Consider the following 14,619-nt stretch of genomic DNA (forward strand, 5'->3'; position numbering starts at 1 on the left):
TTTAGCGCTTTCATGCCTGAAAAATGCCTTATTCCTCTGCCTGTCATCGGAACTGCCTATGGATGTTCGCCACCTCAAAGCCTTTCTCGCCGTGTTCGAGGAACGCAATATCACCCTCGCGGCCCAGCGGTTGTTCATCAGTCAGCCCACCTTGTCGGTGACCATCAAACAACTCGAAGAAGAACTGGGGGCGACATTGTTTGTGCGCCAGCCCCGTGGCGTCGATGTCAGTGATGAGGCGCGGGTGCTGTATCCCCAGGCACTGCGCATGGTGGCGGATGCCCAAGCCTTGAGCCGGCTGTTCCGCGGCCAGGAGAACCGTACGCCGCTGACGCTGGGCATCGAAGGCGATATCGCCGACAGCCACATCGAAGCGTTCGTGCGCATGGCCCGGCAGGCGTTGCCCAATTTGCTGCTGACGCTGGAGGAAGGTTGCTGTGGCGACGGGCGTCTGGCGGTGGAAGAGATGTGCTGCGAGGACGAATTGTTCCTGCCGCTGTGGGAGGAGTCCTACGTGATGGCGCTGCCCATCGACCATCCGATGGCTAACAGCGAAAGCGGACAACCCTGGACGCCAATCAGTGACTGGATCACCTGTCCGCAGCATCCCTCGCACCAGCGGTTGATGGCGCTGTACGGGCGTTCGCCGGGCGCGGTGGCCGGGCATGCCGGTTCGTTGAAACAAGCGCTGCACATGGTCGCCGCCGGGGTGGGTGTGGCGATGTTGCCGCAGTCACTGGTGACTGGACACGAGCGCGTGACGACCCGCGCCATGCACCTGCCGACACCGACGCGGCGGGTAGGCTTGTGCTATGCCGCGCAGGCACTGGAACTGCCGGCGTTGCGCGGGTTGCATGAGTATTTCCAGATGAATCGACCGATGCGGGTTGGGGGGGGGTTGATCAGGTTTGGGGCAGGAGGTGTCTGTTCTGACCTCTTCGCGAGCAGGCTCGCTCCCACAGGTTTAGCGCGAACCCCTGTGGGAGCGAGCCTGCTCGCGAATGGCCGCGCCGCTATTCCAACATCTTGCCCAACAACCAGCTCCCAGCCGGCCCCGGCGGATTCAGCCGCGACCACAGTGCATCCACATACACGGTCTTCGGCCAGCCCCGCACTTGCAGTTCCTGCAGCGATCCCGGGCCAAATCGCTCCACCAGCCAGCGCGGCAACGGCGCCCAGCCGAATCCGCCCTGGGCCATCTCCAGCAGCATCAAATAACTCGGCGCCGACCAGACGCGACCCTTCGCCCGGCTTTCATAGGGATTGACGATGGTCGCCAGACGCAGCTCGCGGTGTTGTTGCAGCACGTCCTGATCAATGTGTTTCAGTGTGGCCAGGGGATGCCTGGGCGAAACGAACAGGGCGATTTCCGTGCGTTCGTCCACCGTTGAATTGACCAGGTCCGGCGGGTAACTGTCCTGCATTTCGGCGAAGGCCACCTGTGCCCGGCCACTTTGCACCAGCGCCACCAGGTCGTCGCATTCGGCGATCAGGCATTCGAGTTCCAGGTCCGGATAGCGTTGCTCGAAGGCACTGAGTGACGCCTCGAAGCGGTCGGACTGGTAGGTATCGGACAATGCCACGGTCAACTTCGCCTCAACCCCCTGGGACAGTTGACTGGCGGTCATTTCCAGGCGACTGGTGGCGGCCAGGATGTCTTCGGCGCGTTGCAACATCACGTGCCCGGCCGGGGTGAGGGTAGGTTTGCGGCTGCTGCGGTCAAACAGTTCCAGATTCAGATCGATTTCCAGGCTGGCCACCGCCGCGCTGATGGTCGATTGGCTGCGACCCAACTTACGCGCCGCGGCGGAAAACGAACCTTGAGTGGCCGCTTGAACAAACGCCTGCAACACTTCCTGGGACGCCATGAACTATCGCCTTGATCGATGGTTATTGGTTATGAAGTATCGGTGTGATGTTGGACCATGGCAACCATCGCTATTTGAGGAGGTGGGTCATGAACATCAACAAATCCATCACGGAACGTATTTTCCAGGCTGTCGGTTTCGAACTGCTGGCCATCCTGATCTGTACCCCGTTATTGGCCTGGATCATGGATAAACCCATGGTCGACATGGGCGTCGTGACGATCGCCATGGCAGCGCTGGCGCTGGCGTGGAACGTGATTTTCAACGGGTACTTCGACCGTGTTCTCAAGCGCTTTGCCCTTGCGCACAACGCCTGGACGCGGGTGGTGCATGCGCTGCTGTTTGAAGGGGGGCTGGTTGCCCTGGGCGTGCCGCTGATTGCCTGGTGGCTGAACATCAGCCTGTGGCAGGCGTTCCTGCTGGATATCGGCGTGCTGCTGTTTTTCCTGCCGTATACCTATGTTTACCACTGGGTGTATGACGTGGTGCGCGAGCGAGTGGTAATGCGTGAGCACAGCAACGCATAACCTGTGGGAGCGAGCCTGCTCGCGAAAGCGGCCTGTCAGGCAACATTGATATCGACTGACACGACGCCTTCGCGAGCAGGCTCGCTCCCACGGTTGTTTTGCGGTGTCCTTAGAAAATCTGGGTAAACAACCAATACAAACTGCCCGACAACAAAATCGCCGCCGGCAACGTCAGGACCCACGCCATCAGCAGATTGCGGATGGTCTTCATCTGCAAGCCGCCGCCGTTGGCGACCATGGTCCCGGCCACGCCTGACGACAGCACATGGGTGGTCGATACCGGCAAGCCGAACATATCGGCAGCACCGATGGTCAGCATGGCCACGGTTTCCGCCGAGGCGCCCTGGGCGTAGGTCAGGTGGGTCTTGCCGATCTTTTCACCCACCGTCACCACGATGCGCTTCCAGCCGACCATGGTGCCCAATCCCAGGGCGATGGCCACGGCGATCTTCACCCATAGCGGAATGAAACGCGTGGCGTTGTCGATCTGTTGCTTGAACAATTGCAGCTTGCCGGTGGTGTCGGCGTCGAAGTTGCCGACCTTGTTCTTGTCCATCAGGCGGATGGTTTCGCTGGTCAGGTACATGTCGTTACGCACGTTGCCCATGGCCTCGGCCGGGACTTTCGACAAGGAGCCGTAACCTTTCACTTCGTTGCCGATGTTGCCCGCCAGCGCGGCCAGCGCGGGGATCAGTTGCGGCGTGACTTCCTTGCTGCGCACGTAATCGGACAGGATCGGTCGCGGGTCGGCTGGGGCCGGCAGCGGCGCATTCTTCACCAGGGCCTGCTGGGTGACTTCCGCCACGGCCGCGAACTGCAGGGCCTGATCCGCCGGCATGGTACGGTTCAGGGCGTAAGCCATCGGCAGGGTGCCGACCAGAATCAACATGATCAGGCCCATGCCTTTCTGCCCGTCATTGGAGCCGTGGGCGAAGGACACGCCGGTGCAGGTCAGGATCAACATGCCGCGAATCCACCACGGCGGCGGGCTGTTGCCTTTCGGCGCCTTGTACAGCGCACGGTTCTTGACGAACGCGCGCAAGGCCAGCAACAACAACGCGGCGCAGCCGAAGCCCACCAGTGGCGAGAGCAGCAGTGCGTAGCCGACCTTGGTTGCCTGCGCCCAGTCCACGCCACTGGTGCCGTCACGCCCGTGCATCAGCGCGTTGGCCACACCGACGCCGATGATCGAGCCGATCAGCGTGTGGGAGGAAGACGCCGGCAAGCCCAGCCACCAGGTGCCGAGGTTCCACAGGATCGCGGCGATCAAAAGGGCGAAGATCATCGCGAAACCGGCGGAAGACCCCACCTGCAGAATCAGCTCCACCGGCAGCAGCGCGATGATGCCGAACGCCACCGCACCGCTGGACAGCAGCACGCCGAGGAAATTGAAGAAACCCGACCAGACCACGGCAAAGTGCGGTGGCAGCGAGTGGGTGTAAATCACCGTGGCCACGGCATTGGCGGTGTCGTGGAAGCCGTTTACGAACTCGAAGCCCAGGGCAATCAGCAATGCCACGCCCAACAACAGAAACGGCGTCCAGGTGGTCACCACGGTGCCGAGTCCGTTTATGTCGCGCATCAGGCTGTAGGCAGTGAACAGCAATCCCATGGCCAGCACTGCGAAAAACACTACGAAGGTGAACAGGCCGGGTTTTTTATCCAGCTGCGGTTGACCACTGCTGACGGGCGTCTGGGCAGCGGAGAAGGAAGGCGTAGCCATGCCGGACATTCCTGAGGAGGGACGGAGTGTTCGTCATGATCGGCGCTAAATATTACACAAAGGCTGCGCTAGATCAGGGTTTGGGCGTTTGGTGGATCCGTTGATCCGAATCCATTACTACCTGTCGGCGCCAAATCTGAGACCTGTGGGAGCGAGCCTGCTCGCGAAGGCGGTATTACATTCAGTATCTGTGCGTCTGACACGCCGCCATCGCGAGCAGGCTCGCTCCCACAGGATTTCAAGCGCGCTCAATAATCCCGCCGCTTGCGAAACGCCCACCGCCCGGCAATCACGGTAAAGGTCGCGACCAGTGCCACCAGGATCCAGAACCCTTCCGGATCCTGTGAAAGCGGCACCCCACCCACATTCATCCCGAAAAAACCGGCAATGATGTTGATCGGCAACGCCAGCACCGTGACCACGGTCAGGGTGAACAGCGTGCGGTTGCTCTGTTCGTTGAGGTTGGCGGCGATTTCTTCCTGCAACAGCTTGATGCGTTCACCGAGGGCCGTCAGGTCGTTGATGATCAGCGCAAATTCCTCGGTGGATTTGCGCAGTTCCTTGACGTCTTCCTTTTGCAGCCAGGGCGGCGGGCGATTGAGCAGTCGCAGCAGCGACCCCGGTTCCAGCGCCAACAGACGTTGCAGGCGCACCAGCACCCTGCGATTGGCGCCCAGTTCGGCGCGGTTGGTCGACAATCGCTGCGACAGCAACTCGTCTTCGACCTGATCCACGCTCAGGCTGGTCTTGCGCACGATCTGGGTCAGCACTTCGCCCTGATCGCGCAGCAGGTGGACCAGCAATTCCAGCGGCGAACGAAAACGCTCGCCGGCCTTCACCGACGAGCGCAATTTGTCCACCGAGTGCAACGGCTGCAGGCGCGCACTGATGATCAGCCGGCTGCGCACACAGACCCACAGCGTCGAGACATCCGACGAGACCATGCTGCTGAGGTTGAACACCACATCGTTGACCACCGCCAGCAATGCCGAGTCGACATGCTCGATACGCGTTGAGCGTGAGCCTTCATGCAGGGCTTCGAAAAACTCGTCGGGGAGTTCCAGATGACGTTTCATCCAGCGTTCGCACGCGGCATGGGCGAGGTTCAGGTGTAGCCACAGGAATTCGTCGCTGTCCTGGGGTTGTTGCAGGCACTGCAAGGCCCTGGCCGAGTCGATCTCGCGCCCGCGTTCACCGGGGCGAAAACTGAATCCGTACAGCAAGCCGAACAGGTCCGGATCGCGATGGCTTTGATCGATGCTGTGGTTCATGAGGACTCGCAAGGGAGATGCCTGTCGCGGGTTTTACAGGTTCAGGTGAGCCGCATCATCGCAACGCCGTTTGACGGTTTTGTGACGATTGCGTGGCGAGCAGCCGCTTTGTATCGGTATTGAGACCGAGTCGGTACACAGTCGATCTCAAGTGCGGCCATGGCGTGTCGATGATCGGGTAAACCTGAACCCACATTGGATGAACACCATGGTCAGCATCACCAACATTTCGATTCCGCAAACCTTGTCCACTGCTTCGACGACCGCCAGCACGGTCGCCAGCGGCGCCACTGAAGACACCACGGCGGCGTCTGCCACGACAGCAACAACCGACAGCGCCAAGGTGCCTGTCGGCGGCGCTGCGGCATCGGGGGACAGCAGTTCCAGCAGCAGCGAAGAATCCGATGCAGTGAAAGAGCTGCGCAAGCAGATCGCGGAACTGCAAAAGCAGTTGCAGGAACAGCAGCAGCAACTGCAAGCGGCCCAGGCCAAGCGGGAAGACGATGCGGCCAAGGCCAGCGCCGTGGCGGCTGCCCAATCGCAGATCGCGTCGACTTCCGCGTCGTTGCAGAGCGCGGCAGCGGCGTTGTTGCAGGCGCTGACGGACACCTCTTCCAGCACCTCGGGGGCGCTGGTCAGCACCACCGCCTGATCAATCGTCCAGACGCAAAAAAGCCGCACGATCATCAGACCGTGCGGCTTTGCGCGGAGCGTCGGTTTGCCTTACTTGTTGTTCAGAACCTCGCCGGTAGCAGCCAGTATGTCCACATCCCACTTCACGTTATTTGGGTCGCGCCCTTCGACTTCGTAGATGTAACCCTTGAAGCGATGTTCCAGTTGGGTTTCGGTAATCGTCGAACCCGGGTGCAGCTTCAGGGCGATCTGGGTCAGCTCTTCCAGTGGCTTGACCTTGCCTTCCTTGATCAGCTGAGGAATCTGGTGCAGCAGGACATCATCTTCTTTCGCCTGGACCAAAGCGGCAGGGATCAGGGTGACAGCGGCGATCAGGGCAAACACGGTTTTCATGGGGTTCTTTCCTTGGAAGAGTGAATTTGAAATCAAGTTAATTGCGGTAACTTAATCCACCCTTAAATGCCCTTTAACCGAATCAAAGATTTACAAACCTTCGGGCGCAAAAAAAGCCGCGCGATCCGGAAATCGCGCGGCTTTTTTGGACCTGTGTATCAGTCGTCTATTTTGTTTTTCAGCACTTCGCCGGTGGCGGCATTCAGCTCCACTTCCCACTTAACGTTTTTGGCGTCACGCAGATCGACTTCGTACTCGTAGAAGCTATTGGAGTGGTGATTGTCCAGGTCGCTGTCCTTGATGGTGGCGCCGGGGTGCAGCTTCAACACGATCTGATTGAGTTCTTCCAGCGGCTTGATCTTGCCGTCCTTGACCAGTTGCGGGATCTGGTCGACCGGTACATCGGCCTGGGCCAAACCGGCGGTGAGTGTCAGGGTGGCAGCGGCGAACAGGGCAGTCAGGGTTTTCATGAGCATCTTTCCTTAGCTGTTTAAGTGAGGCTGAGCTGTTTAAGTGGGACCAGATTAATTGTGGCAACTTAATTCAGCCTTAAATTCCCTTAACCCGCGCCGACGTCTTCGCGAGCAGGCTCGCTCCCACAGGTTTACGCCAATATCTGTGGGAGCGAGCCTGCTCGCGAATGCAGACACCTCGGTCCCGGATCAATACCCGTTATTCTTCAACACCAGATCAACACTCGCCGCCGGCCGCTTATAGAATTTCAACAACTCACTGGCACGATTGGTAAAGATCCCATCCACCCCGGCCGCCATGACCTTCTGGAAATCCACCGCTTCGTCGATGGTGTAGACATGCACCAGCAGCCCCTGATCGTGGGTGTACTGGTTCATCCACGGTTGCACCAGATCCGCGTAACTCTGATCGCCACCCAAGGTCAACGCGGCGGACGGGCCAGTGCCGATCGCACCCTGGGTCTTGGCGTAGTCGACCCAGCGCTGGAATTCGGCTTTGTCCTTCGGTTGCTGTTTGGCGTAGTAAGCGGCCTTGTCCTTCTCGCCGGACTGGGCAAACGTCACCTTCGATTCAGGCTCGATATTGCCTTCGCCGACCCACAACAACAGGATTTTCGGCACCTGCGGCATTTCCTTTTGCAGCAGTTCGAGACTGCTCTTCTCGAAGGTTTGCAGGATCACCTTGCCTTTGCCCTGGCCGACCGCCAGCTCGCTTTTCGCCAGTTTCGAACCGGCCGGGCTCAGCCAGCCACGGTCCTGGAGTTTCGCCTTCAGGTCATGCTCGATGCCGGGAAATTGCTTCGGCTCCTTGGTCTCGATGTACAGGCCTGGCTTGTGCAGCGGATTGCTTTGGGCAATGTCGATGATTTCATCGAGGGTCAGGATTTTCAGACCCGGGTAGGAAGGACGCGCGCGATCCGGGTAAGCCGTGTTGAACCAGCTACCGGCATCCAGGGTTTTCAGTTCGGCCATGGTGAAGGCGTTGGCCGGGCTGTCCTTGCGCTCGGGGAACTTGATCGCAACGTCGGTGGTGCGTTGCAAGTTGTTGTCGTGCAGGGCGAACAGCACGCCATCCTTGCTGCGTTGCAGGTCGAGTTCCAGGTAATCGGCACCGAGGTCGCGGGCCAGCTTGTACGCGGCGGCGGTGGACTCCGGTGCATCGAACGACGCGCCACGGTGGGCGATCACGGCCGGGTGCGGGATACCCAAACGGGTCGCCAGCGCGGTGGGGCTGGGCTCGCTGGCGGCTTGGGCCTGAGCCGGAACTTGAACGACGCCGAGCAGCAGGCTCAGCATCAGGGCGCGTTGGGTGAAGGTGGCTGGCATGGTCGAGATCCTTTCGCGAGGGTTTTCAAAGACGTCCCTTTTAACAACTGAGCGTTGCCGACGCTATCGCGAGACCGACATAAGCGTGTTTAAAGCTGATGTTCGTCAGCGTTTTTGTGGGCCTGTTTGCAGTACGCTTGGCCCCGGCAATTTCCCCGGCAGAGGGAAAAGCCAATCGCAGGCCCTGCGTGTAAACCAACAATCACTGCTTGTGAGGTTTACCATGCGCATCACTTCCCAGCTCATTTGCCAGGCGGCCGACCAACTCAAAGGCTTCGTCGGCCTTAATCGCAAGACCGGCCACTACATCGTGCGCTTCAGCGAAGACTCCTTCGGCATGGACGTGGCGGACGACGGCATCATTCCCACCAGCGAATTCGTCTGGGCTGCCGGGCCCGAGCAAACCATGACCCTCAAGCGCGAGTTGATCCAGTTGCTGTTGGATCAGAACATCGATGACAGGATCAACATCACCGAGCCATTGCGGGTGTACATGAACAGGCGGGATGTGCCGGAGATTGCGGCGGTGCGGAGTTTGGTGCGGGGCTGAGATTTTGCGGTGATTCGGCTGGCCTCTTCGCGAGCAGGCTCGCTCCCACAGGTTGAATCCGGTCGGGCACAAATGCTGTGAACGACACAGATCCACTGTGGGAGCGAGCCTGCTCGCGAAAGCGGTCTTACAGTTTGAACCCATAATCGCGCTCAACCCGACACACCCGCGTATGGCACTGCGCATACCAGGTCGACCGCCCGCGCTCCCGGATCGCGCTGTGCTCGGGATGATGTTTCCACGCCAGAATCGCCGCTTCACTGGCCCAGTACGACACGGTAATACCCAGCCCATCCTCGCCCCGCGCCGACTCCGCGCCGAGGAACCCCGGTTGTTCTCGCGCCATCTCCACCATGCGCGCAGCGGCCTCGGCATACCCCAGGTCACCCTCCGTGCGCAGCGAGGTGAAGATCACCGCGTAATACGGTGCGGGTGGCGTATTGGCGATCATGGTCGCTGCTCCGCGCAGGCTTCTACCAGTGCCCGCACCAATGGCGGCAGCGTACCCTTGAGCGCAGCGCGTTCCGGTTGGAACAGCGTGGCCACGAAGAAGGGATGCCCCCTGAGTTCCAGTGCGCGCAAGCCTTGCGCCGCATCGTGGCCCACACCCTGAAGGTCGTGTTGGAGCAAGTCCTGTTCGAACTGTGGATTCACACCAAAGCGGCAGCGATAGCCTTCACGAATCTCGGACGTTTCATACGCCTTGGCGATCAACGAACCTGCCCGCAACCGAATGCTGTCGACCACCTCAACCAGTGAGCACGTCAGAGGCGTGAGCAATGCGCGATCAGCATCGGGCGATGTCTCGCCATGCTCGGCATCCGACCAGCCGAGTGCGTTGCGCGCATATTCCAGCACCGCGTGTTGAAAACCGCCGCAGGTGCCGAGGAAAGGTCGCTGGTGTTCGCGGGCAAAGCGAATCGCCCGTAACGCGCCGTCCGGGCTGCGATAAGGGCTGGCGGGCACACACCAGAAGCCGTCGAATTCATCGAGGGACGCGCCGGCGTCGATGCTTTCGGTGCCGAGCCAATGCCCTTGCACGCTCAGAACGCTGTGATCGGCGGCCAAACCGAGGGCCAGGGGGATGGCTTGATGGGCGGTGACTTGCGGGTCGTAGTCGCCGATCAGAGCGATGCGGATGACGGGGTTTTCCATGGAGCACCTCAGCGCTTGTTGATTCCTGGCGCCCACTATAGATTGGCGTTCACGCACTCAATATTGGCGTTTTACCAAGTGATCAATGCGCCGACGCACTATCGACTGGACTACCCGGACCTGGCCCTGATTCTCGCGCTGGTGCGCGGCGGCTCGTTGGCCCGGGCCTCACAGCTGATGCAGGTAGACGTCTCGACGGTGTTTCGGGCCGTGCGGCGACTCGAAGCCGCGCTGGGCCAGCAATTGTTCGAAAAAAGCCGCGCCGGCTACCTGCCCACCACCTTGGCACAGTCGCTCGCCAAGCAGGCGGAGCAAGCCGAACAAGCCCTGGAAGCGGCGCGCATCGGCGTGGAGCAGGGCGGTGAAGTCATCAGCGGCACGGTGCGTCTGACCTGCACGGATTCAGTCCTGCAAGGTTTGCTGTTGCCGGCGCTGGCGCACTTCATGCCGAACTATCCGGCGCTGACCCTCGAACTCAGCACCTCCAACGACTTTGCCAATCTAAGCCGCCGCGATGCCGATATCGCCCTGCGCCTGACCCGCACGCCACCGGAACATCTGGTGGGGCGACGTTTGGCGGACGTTGCCTACCGGGTGTGTGCCAGTGCGAGTTACCTGCAATCGGCCGGCACCGACGATCCGGCAGCATTGACCTGGATCGCTCCGGATGACTTCCTGCCCGATCACCCGACGGTGGCCTGGCGCCGCCAAGCGTTACCGGGCGTGATGCCGGGTTATCGCTGCAACAGTATGCTGTCGGTCACCGAACTGGTACGAGCGGGGTTGGGCGTGGCAGCGTTGCCGGACTTTTTGATTGGTGAGGGATTGCAAACGCTGGGCGAGCCGTTGCACGGCTACGACACGGCGTTGTGGCTACTGACGCGCCCGGATTGCCGTGCCTTGCGCTCGGTGGTGACCTTGTTTGACGAGTTGGGGCGGGCGCTGAAATGGGCGTGAGGTGGCTCGGGCTTCCGCCCGATTTTTCATTCTGAAACACATTGCCGCGATGGGGTTGGAGCGATCGAGCGTTCGACCTCGCCACCCATCGTGTCATTTCTTACAGCTGATAATTAGCCAGAAACATATCCAGCGCCGACTCCACCACCGTGCTTTGCATCTCGGTCGAGAGTCTTGGCTGGCCCATGGAAATCTGCGGCCAGAACGCGAAGGATTTGAGCAGGCCCTGCACCTGTTGCGCAGCAAAGTCGGGGGCGACTGCTTTCAATCGGCCATCGGCCTGTGCTGCACGAATCCACACCGTCAGGTTTTCTTCACGCTCACCCATTCGGGTCACCATGCTCTGGGCCCGCTCGGGAGAATGGATGGCCGCGGCAATGGCCACACGTGCCAGATCGAGAAGATTGTCATCGCTCAGCATTTGCAACTTCGCGGTCAGCAATTGGCGCAATTGATCGCGCAAGGGCAGCTCGCGGCAGTAGGACGTTTCCTGCTCCGCCGTCACCCTGATCCATAATTGATTGAGGATCTCCGCAAACAACTCTTCCTTGCTGGGAAAGTGGTTGTACACCGTGCGCTTCGACACGCCAGCAGTGGCGGCAATCTTGTCCATGCTGGTGATCTCGAAACCGTTGGCACGGAATTCGGCAATCGCCGCCTGAATGATGGCTTCGCGTTTTCGGTCGGTCAGGCGCTGTGGAGCTGTCATAAATACGCTTCGGCAGGAAGGGGTAAGAAATTACACTCGGTAGTTTACTTGCGATCGGCTTTGATGCAACCTTGAAACTACACTGTGCAGTGTAATGTTTTGTTAATCCTGCACGGTGATAACTAGAGTTTCGGCTGATGCGTGCGTGCCTTGGCCATTTATCGTCCCAAAGCGGAAAATCGTGATACGCGCGGTTTTTCTGGAGTCATTCAGTCATGGCCAACTCAACTTCCCCGGCGGATATCGCTGTCACACCTGAGGCTTCTCGTCAGGCAGAAGGGCAATACCGCAACCATGCACCGTTCAAGCGCGAGGGCTTTCGCAAGACCCTGCGCATCCTGTGGAACGTGATCTTCAACAAACCGCGCGACACCCGTCCCAGCGCACCGGTCCCGGTACAGCCTCTGACGCGAGCGGCACTGATGGCCGCACCGAACCACAGCGTCTATCGCCTCGGCCATTCCACGGTATTGCTCAAGCTGCGGGACAAGTTCTACATCACCGACCCGGTCTTCGCTGAACGCGCCTCACCCGTGCAATGGGCCGGGCCCAAGCGCTTTCACCAGCCGCCCATCAGCCTGGAGCAATTGCCGCCGATCGAAGCGGTGATCCTGTCCCACGATCACTACGACCACCTGGATCATCAGGCCGTGTTGAAACTGGCTGACAAGACCCGCTATTTCCTGACGCCGCTGGGCGTGGGCGACACCCTGATCAAGTGGGGCATCGACGCCAGCAAGGTCCGGCAACTGGACTGGTGGGAAGGCACCGAGGTCGAAGGCCTGCGCTTTATCGCCACGCCATCGCAACACTTTTCCGGGCGCGGCCTGTTCGACGGTAACAGCACCCTCTGGGCCTCGTGGGTGATGATCGACGGCGACACGCGGATCTTCTTCAGTGGTGACAGTGGCTACTTCGACGGCTTCAAACGCATCGGCGAGCAGTACGGTCCGTTCGACCTGACCCTGATGGAAACCGGCGCCTACAACGTCGAATGGCCGCACGTGCACATGCAACCGGAACAAACCCTGCAAGCCCACCTCGACCTCAAGGGGCGCTGGCTGTTACCGATCCACAACGGTACTTTCGATTTGTCGATGCACGCCTGGTACGAACCCTTCGACCGCATCCTGGCATTGGCTTGGGAGCGTAGCGTGACGATTACCACGCCGCAGATGGGCGAGGCCTTCAACCTGAAGCATCCGCAGCGGGGTGAGGCCTGGTGGTTAACGGTCGAGCAGCCGGTGTATGAGGATCAACAAAGCCTCGGGTGAAGCGACTACGAACAGGGACGAACATTCTTACGAAAGGCTGTGAGCGGTGATGACGGATAATTTCGGCCGCTTCTGTAGGCTGAAATACCGGGTGAAATGCATCACCCGCAATCAGTCATAAGGATGTTTACATGGACGTAAGGTTAAGCGGCTGCATGATGCGGTTGGCTGGGGTCGCCCTGTTCTCGATGGCGATAAGCGGATTCTGTGCACAGGCCGCCGCGCCCGAAACCCGGCTGGAGTACATGAGTATCGACGAGATCAACCAGAGGATGGACAGCGGTCAGCTGAGTTCCGTAGCGCTGGTTCGACACTTGTTGGCGCGGATCGAAAGGCTGGACAAAAACGGGCCGGCAATCAACGCCATCATCGAGCTCAATCCCGAGGCCTTGGCGATTGCCGAGGCAATGGATCGGGAACGAAAGGGCGGCTACACCCGAGGCCCGCTGCATGGCATCCCGGTGTTGCTGAAGGACAATATCGACACCTCCGATCAAATGCAGACCAGCGCCGGCTCACTAGCCATGGTCGGACAACCCGCCGCGCAGGATGCCTTTATCGTGCAACGCCTCAGGGCGGCCGGGGCGGTGATTCTCGGAAAAACCAATCTCAGTGAATGGGCTAATTTTCGTGATCCTGCCATTTCCAGCGGCTGGAGCGGGCGCGGCGGCCAAACCAAAAATCCGCACCTATTAAGTGGCGATCCCTGCGGTTCCAGTTCAGGTTCCGCCGCCGCCGTCGCGGCAGGTTTTGCGCCCCTGACCGTCGGCACGGAAACGTCTGGATCGATCAGTTGCCCGGCATCCATGAATGGTGTGGTGGGCATCAAGCCCACCGTGGGTCTGCTAAGTGGAAGTGGCATTATTCCGGTGACTCACAAACTGGACACGCCCGGGCCGATGGCACGCACGGTTCGCGACGCTGCACTCCTGTTGAATGCGATGGTGGGCAACGATGTCGCTGATCCGATCCAAAAGCCGCATAACCTGGAAGCGGTGGACTTCACCGCCTTGTTACGTCCAAACACTCTGATTGGACGACGAATCGGCTACCCCGCCAAATTTGATCGTGATGCTTTGGCGCTGCAGGTTGACCCGCATTTTTCCAGAGCGTTGGAGCTCATGCAGGCAGCAGGCGCAACGTTGATCCCCGTGGAACTGATCGACCCGCTTTCGGAGCAGGTTGAGGAAGCATTGCAAATGGGGATCAAGCGAGACTTGCCTCGTTACCTGGCGACTCGAACCGGAGTTCCTGCCGCGACACTGGACGATCTGCTGCTGTTCAATGCCGCCAGCGCTGAAGGTCATAACCAGGACACCTTGATTGCTGCCAGCAAAGTTGTCTTCGACGAGCAAACCTACAATCAGCTCTGGCAGAACATCCAAGGTGAAAACGCCGCCGCCATCGATCAATTGCTGGCAACCCATCAACTGGATGCCCTCGTATCAGACGTCGAATCACCTGCCATGAATGTCGTACCGCTGGCGGGGTATCCCGGCGTCATGGTGCCTTCCGGAATAGACGATGAAGGCGCGCCTACGTCGGTCTACTTCTTCGGACCTCGCTGGAGCGATGCCCGGTTACTGGCGTTGGCGTATGGGTATGAACAGATCTCTCATGGGTGGCGTGCGCCGGCGTTCAAACCGTAGAGATCGCACTGTAGGAGCGAGCTTGCTCGCGATGCACTCAAGGGCGCCGCGTTTTACCAGGTAATACGCGACATTGTTCAAGACCATCGCGAGCAAGCTCGCTCCTACAAT

15 protein-coding genes and 1 pseudogene are annotated in these 14,619 nt (G+C 59.9%); 7 read left to right on the forward strand and 9 right to left on the reverse strand.

All coding sequences use genetic code 11. The features are described 5' to 3' along the window. Positions 1–58: 58 nt before the first annotated feature. Positions 59–889, forward strand: a pseudogene (locus HNQ83_RS08180) (LysR family transcriptional regulator); the annotation flags it as partial. A 124-nt stretch (positions 890–1,013) separates the two neighbouring features. Here the strand turns inward: HNQ83_RS08180 and HNQ83_RS08185 are convergent. Then, positions 1,014–1,868 (reverse strand): LysR family transcriptional regulator, encoded by an 855-nt coding sequence (locus HNQ83_RS08185; RefSeq protein WP_175388482.1) that lies wholly within the window; start codon positions 1,866–1,868, stop codon positions 1,014–1,016. Between the two features lie 89 nt (positions 1,869–1,957). On the opposite strand from HNQ83_RS08185, the gene HNQ83_RS08190 reads away from it, so the two are divergent. Continuing rightward, complete coding sequence (locus HNQ83_RS08190) at positions 1,958–2,395, forward strand: multidrug/biocide efflux PACE transporter (RefSeq protein WP_175388483.1); 438 nt, start codon at positions 1,958–1,960, stop codon at positions 2,393–2,395. Positions 2,396–2,504: 109 nt separating this feature from the next. Here HNQ83_RS08190 and HNQ83_RS08195 read toward each other — a convergent pair whose 3' ends face one another. Then, the gene (locus HNQ83_RS08195; RefSeq protein WP_175388484.1) at positions 2,505–4,118 is read right to left on the reverse strand and encodes an inorganic phosphate transporter; all 1,614 of its coding nucleotides are present in this window, start codon (positions 4,116–4,118) and stop codon (positions 2,505–2,507) included. Positions 4,119–4,366: 248 nt separating this feature from the next. Continuing rightward, positions 4,367–5,389 (reverse strand): transporter, encoded by a 1,023-nt coding sequence (locus HNQ83_RS08200; protein WP_175388485.1) that lies wholly within the window; start codon positions 5,387–5,389, stop codon positions 4,367–4,369. Positions 5,390–5,597: 208 nt separating this feature from the next. Between HNQ83_RS08200 and HNQ83_RS08205 the strand changes: the two genes are divergently transcribed. Continuing rightward, positions 5,598–6,041, forward strand: coding sequence for a hypothetical protein (locus HNQ83_RS08205; protein WP_175388486.1), 444 nt, complete (start codon positions 5,598–5,600; stop codon positions 6,039–6,041). A gap of 71 nt (positions 6,042–6,112) precedes the next feature. Here HNQ83_RS08205 and HNQ83_RS08210 read toward each other — a convergent pair whose 3' ends face one another. The 3 genes from HNQ83_RS08210 to HNQ83_RS08220 form a co-directional block, all read right to left on the reverse strand. After that, positions 6,113–6,415 carry a PepSY domain-containing protein gene (locus HNQ83_RS08210; protein WP_175388487.1) on the reverse strand — a complete coding sequence of 101 codons (303 nt, stop codon included), beginning with the start codon at positions 6,413–6,415 and terminating at the stop codon, positions 6,113–6,115. Positions 6,416–6,573: 158 nt separating this feature from the next. Next, entirely contained in the window at positions 6,574–6,885 is a 312-nt protein-coding gene (locus HNQ83_RS08215) for a PepSY domain-containing protein (protein ID WP_175388488.1), read from the reverse strand. A gap of 192 nt (positions 6,886–7,077) precedes the next feature. Continuing rightward, positions 7,078–8,214: a glycerophosphodiester phosphodiesterase gene (locus tag HNQ83_RS08220; RefSeq protein WP_175388489.1), complete on the reverse strand. Its 1,137-nt coding sequence runs from the start codon at positions 8,212–8,214 to the stop codon at positions 7,078–7,080. Positions 8,215–8,437: 223 nt separating this feature from the next. Here HNQ83_RS08220 and HNQ83_RS08225 point away from each other — a divergent pair, with 223 nt between their 5' ends. Then, positions 8,438–8,764 (forward strand): DUF2025 family protein, encoded by a 327-nt coding sequence (locus tag HNQ83_RS08225; RefSeq protein WP_175388490.1) that lies wholly within the window; start codon positions 8,438–8,440, stop codon positions 8,762–8,764. Positions 8,765–8,891: 127 nt separating this feature from the next. Here HNQ83_RS08225 and HNQ83_RS08230 read toward each other — a convergent pair whose 3' ends face one another. Both HNQ83_RS08230 and HNQ83_RS08235 read right to left on the reverse strand, forming a co-directional pair. Beyond that, the gene (locus tag HNQ83_RS08230) at positions 8,892–9,215 is read right to left on the reverse strand and encodes an antibiotic biosynthesis monooxygenase (RefSeq protein WP_175388491.1); all 324 of its coding nucleotides are present in this window, start codon (positions 9,213–9,215) and stop codon (positions 8,892–8,894) included. Next, positions 9,212–9,919 carry a CTP synthase gene (locus HNQ83_RS08235; protein WP_175388492.1) on the reverse strand — a complete coding sequence of 236 codons (708 nt, stop codon included), beginning with the start codon at positions 9,917–9,919 and terminating at the stop codon, positions 9,212–9,214. The genes HNQ83_RS08230 and HNQ83_RS08235 overlap by 4 nt, the downstream gene beginning before the upstream one ends. A 15-nt stretch (positions 9,920–9,934) precedes the next feature. Here HNQ83_RS08235 and HNQ83_RS08240 point away from each other — a divergent pair, with 15 nt between their 5' ends. Beyond that, complete coding sequence (locus HNQ83_RS08240) at positions 9,935–10,876, forward strand: LysR family transcriptional regulator (protein WP_175388493.1); 942 nt, start codon at positions 9,935–9,937, stop codon at positions 10,874–10,876. Between the two features lie 100 nt (positions 10,877–10,976). On the opposite strand, the gene HNQ83_RS08245 is transcribed toward HNQ83_RS08240, so the two are convergent. Then, positions 10,977–11,585: a TetR/AcrR family transcriptional regulator gene (locus HNQ83_RS08245; protein WP_175388494.1), complete on the reverse strand. Its 609-nt coding sequence runs from the start codon at positions 11,583–11,585 to the stop codon at positions 10,977–10,979. Between the two features lie 215 nt (positions 11,586–11,800). Between HNQ83_RS08245 and HNQ83_RS08250 the strand changes: the two genes are divergently transcribed. Continuing rightward, a complete protein-coding gene (locus tag HNQ83_RS08250; protein ID WP_175388495.1) occupies positions 11,801–12,859 on the forward strand; it encodes an MBL fold metallo-hydrolase in 1,059 nt (352 codons plus the stop codon). A 131-nt stretch (positions 12,860–12,990) separates the two neighbouring features. Then, positions 12,991–14,508, forward strand: coding sequence for an amidase family protein (locus HNQ83_RS08255; RefSeq protein WP_175388496.1), 1,518 nt, complete (start codon positions 12,991–12,993; stop codon positions 14,506–14,508). The last annotated feature ends 111 nt before the right edge of the window (positions 14,509–14,619 follow it).

Origin of the sequence: Pseudomonas sp. C2B4 (assembly GCF_013359695.1) — a bacterium.
GTDB lineage: Bacteria > Pseudomonadota > Gammaproteobacteria > Pseudomonadales > Pseudomonadaceae > Aquipseudomonas.

Coding starts and splice junctions, on each gene's coding strand:
- HNQ83_RS08225 (WP_175388490.1), top strand. CDS start 8,438: ATGCGCATCACTTCCCAGCTCATTTGCCAGGCGGCCGACCAACTCAAA.
- HNQ83_RS08210 (WP_175388487.1), bottom strand. CDS start 6,415: ATGAAAACCGTGTTTGCCCTGATCGCCGCTGTCACCCTGATCCCTGCC.
- HNQ83_RS08215 (WP_175388488.1), bottom strand. CDS start 6,885: ATGAAAACCCTGACTGCCCTGTTCGCCGCTGCCACCCTGACACTCACC.
- HNQ83_RS08230 (WP_175388491.1), bottom strand. CDS start 9,215: ATGATCGCCAATACGCCACCCGCACCGTATTACGCGGTGATCTTCACC.
- HNQ83_RS08220 (WP_175388489.1), bottom strand. CDS start 8,214: ATGCCAGCCACCTTCACCCAACGCGCCCTGATGCTGAGCCTGCTGCTC.
- HNQ83_RS08245 (WP_175388494.1), bottom strand. CDS start 11,585: ATGACAGCTCCACAGCGCCTGACCGACCGAAAACGCGAAGCCATCATT.
- HNQ83_RS08255 (WP_175388496.1), top strand. CDS start 12,991: ATGGACGTAAGGTTAAGCGGCTGCATGATGCGGTTGGCTGGGGTCGCC.
- HNQ83_RS08190 (WP_175388483.1), top strand. CDS start 1,958: ATGAACATCAACAAATCCATCACGGAACGTATTTTCCAGGCTGTCGGT.
- HNQ83_RS08205 (WP_175388486.1), top strand. CDS start 5,598: ATGGTCAGCATCACCAACATTTCGATTCCGCAAACCTTGTCCACTGCT.
- HNQ83_RS08185 (WP_175388482.1), bottom strand. CDS start 1,868: ATGGCGTCCCAGGAAGTGTTGCAGGCGTTTGTTCAAGCGGCCACTCAA.
- HNQ83_RS08250 (WP_175388495.1), top strand. CDS start 11,801: ATGGCCAACTCAACTTCCCCGGCGGATATCGCTGTCACACCTGAGGCT.
- HNQ83_RS08200 (WP_175388485.1), bottom strand. CDS start 5,389: ATGAACCACAGCATCGATCAAAGCCATCGCGATCCGGACCTGTTCGGC.
- HNQ83_RS08235 (WP_175388492.1), bottom strand. CDS start 9,919: ATGGAAAACCCCGTCATCCGCATCGCTCTGATCGGCGACTACGACCCG.
- HNQ83_RS08195 (WP_175388484.1), bottom strand. CDS start 4,118: ATGGCTACGCCTTCCTTCTCCGCTGCCCAGACGCCCGTCAGCAGTGGT.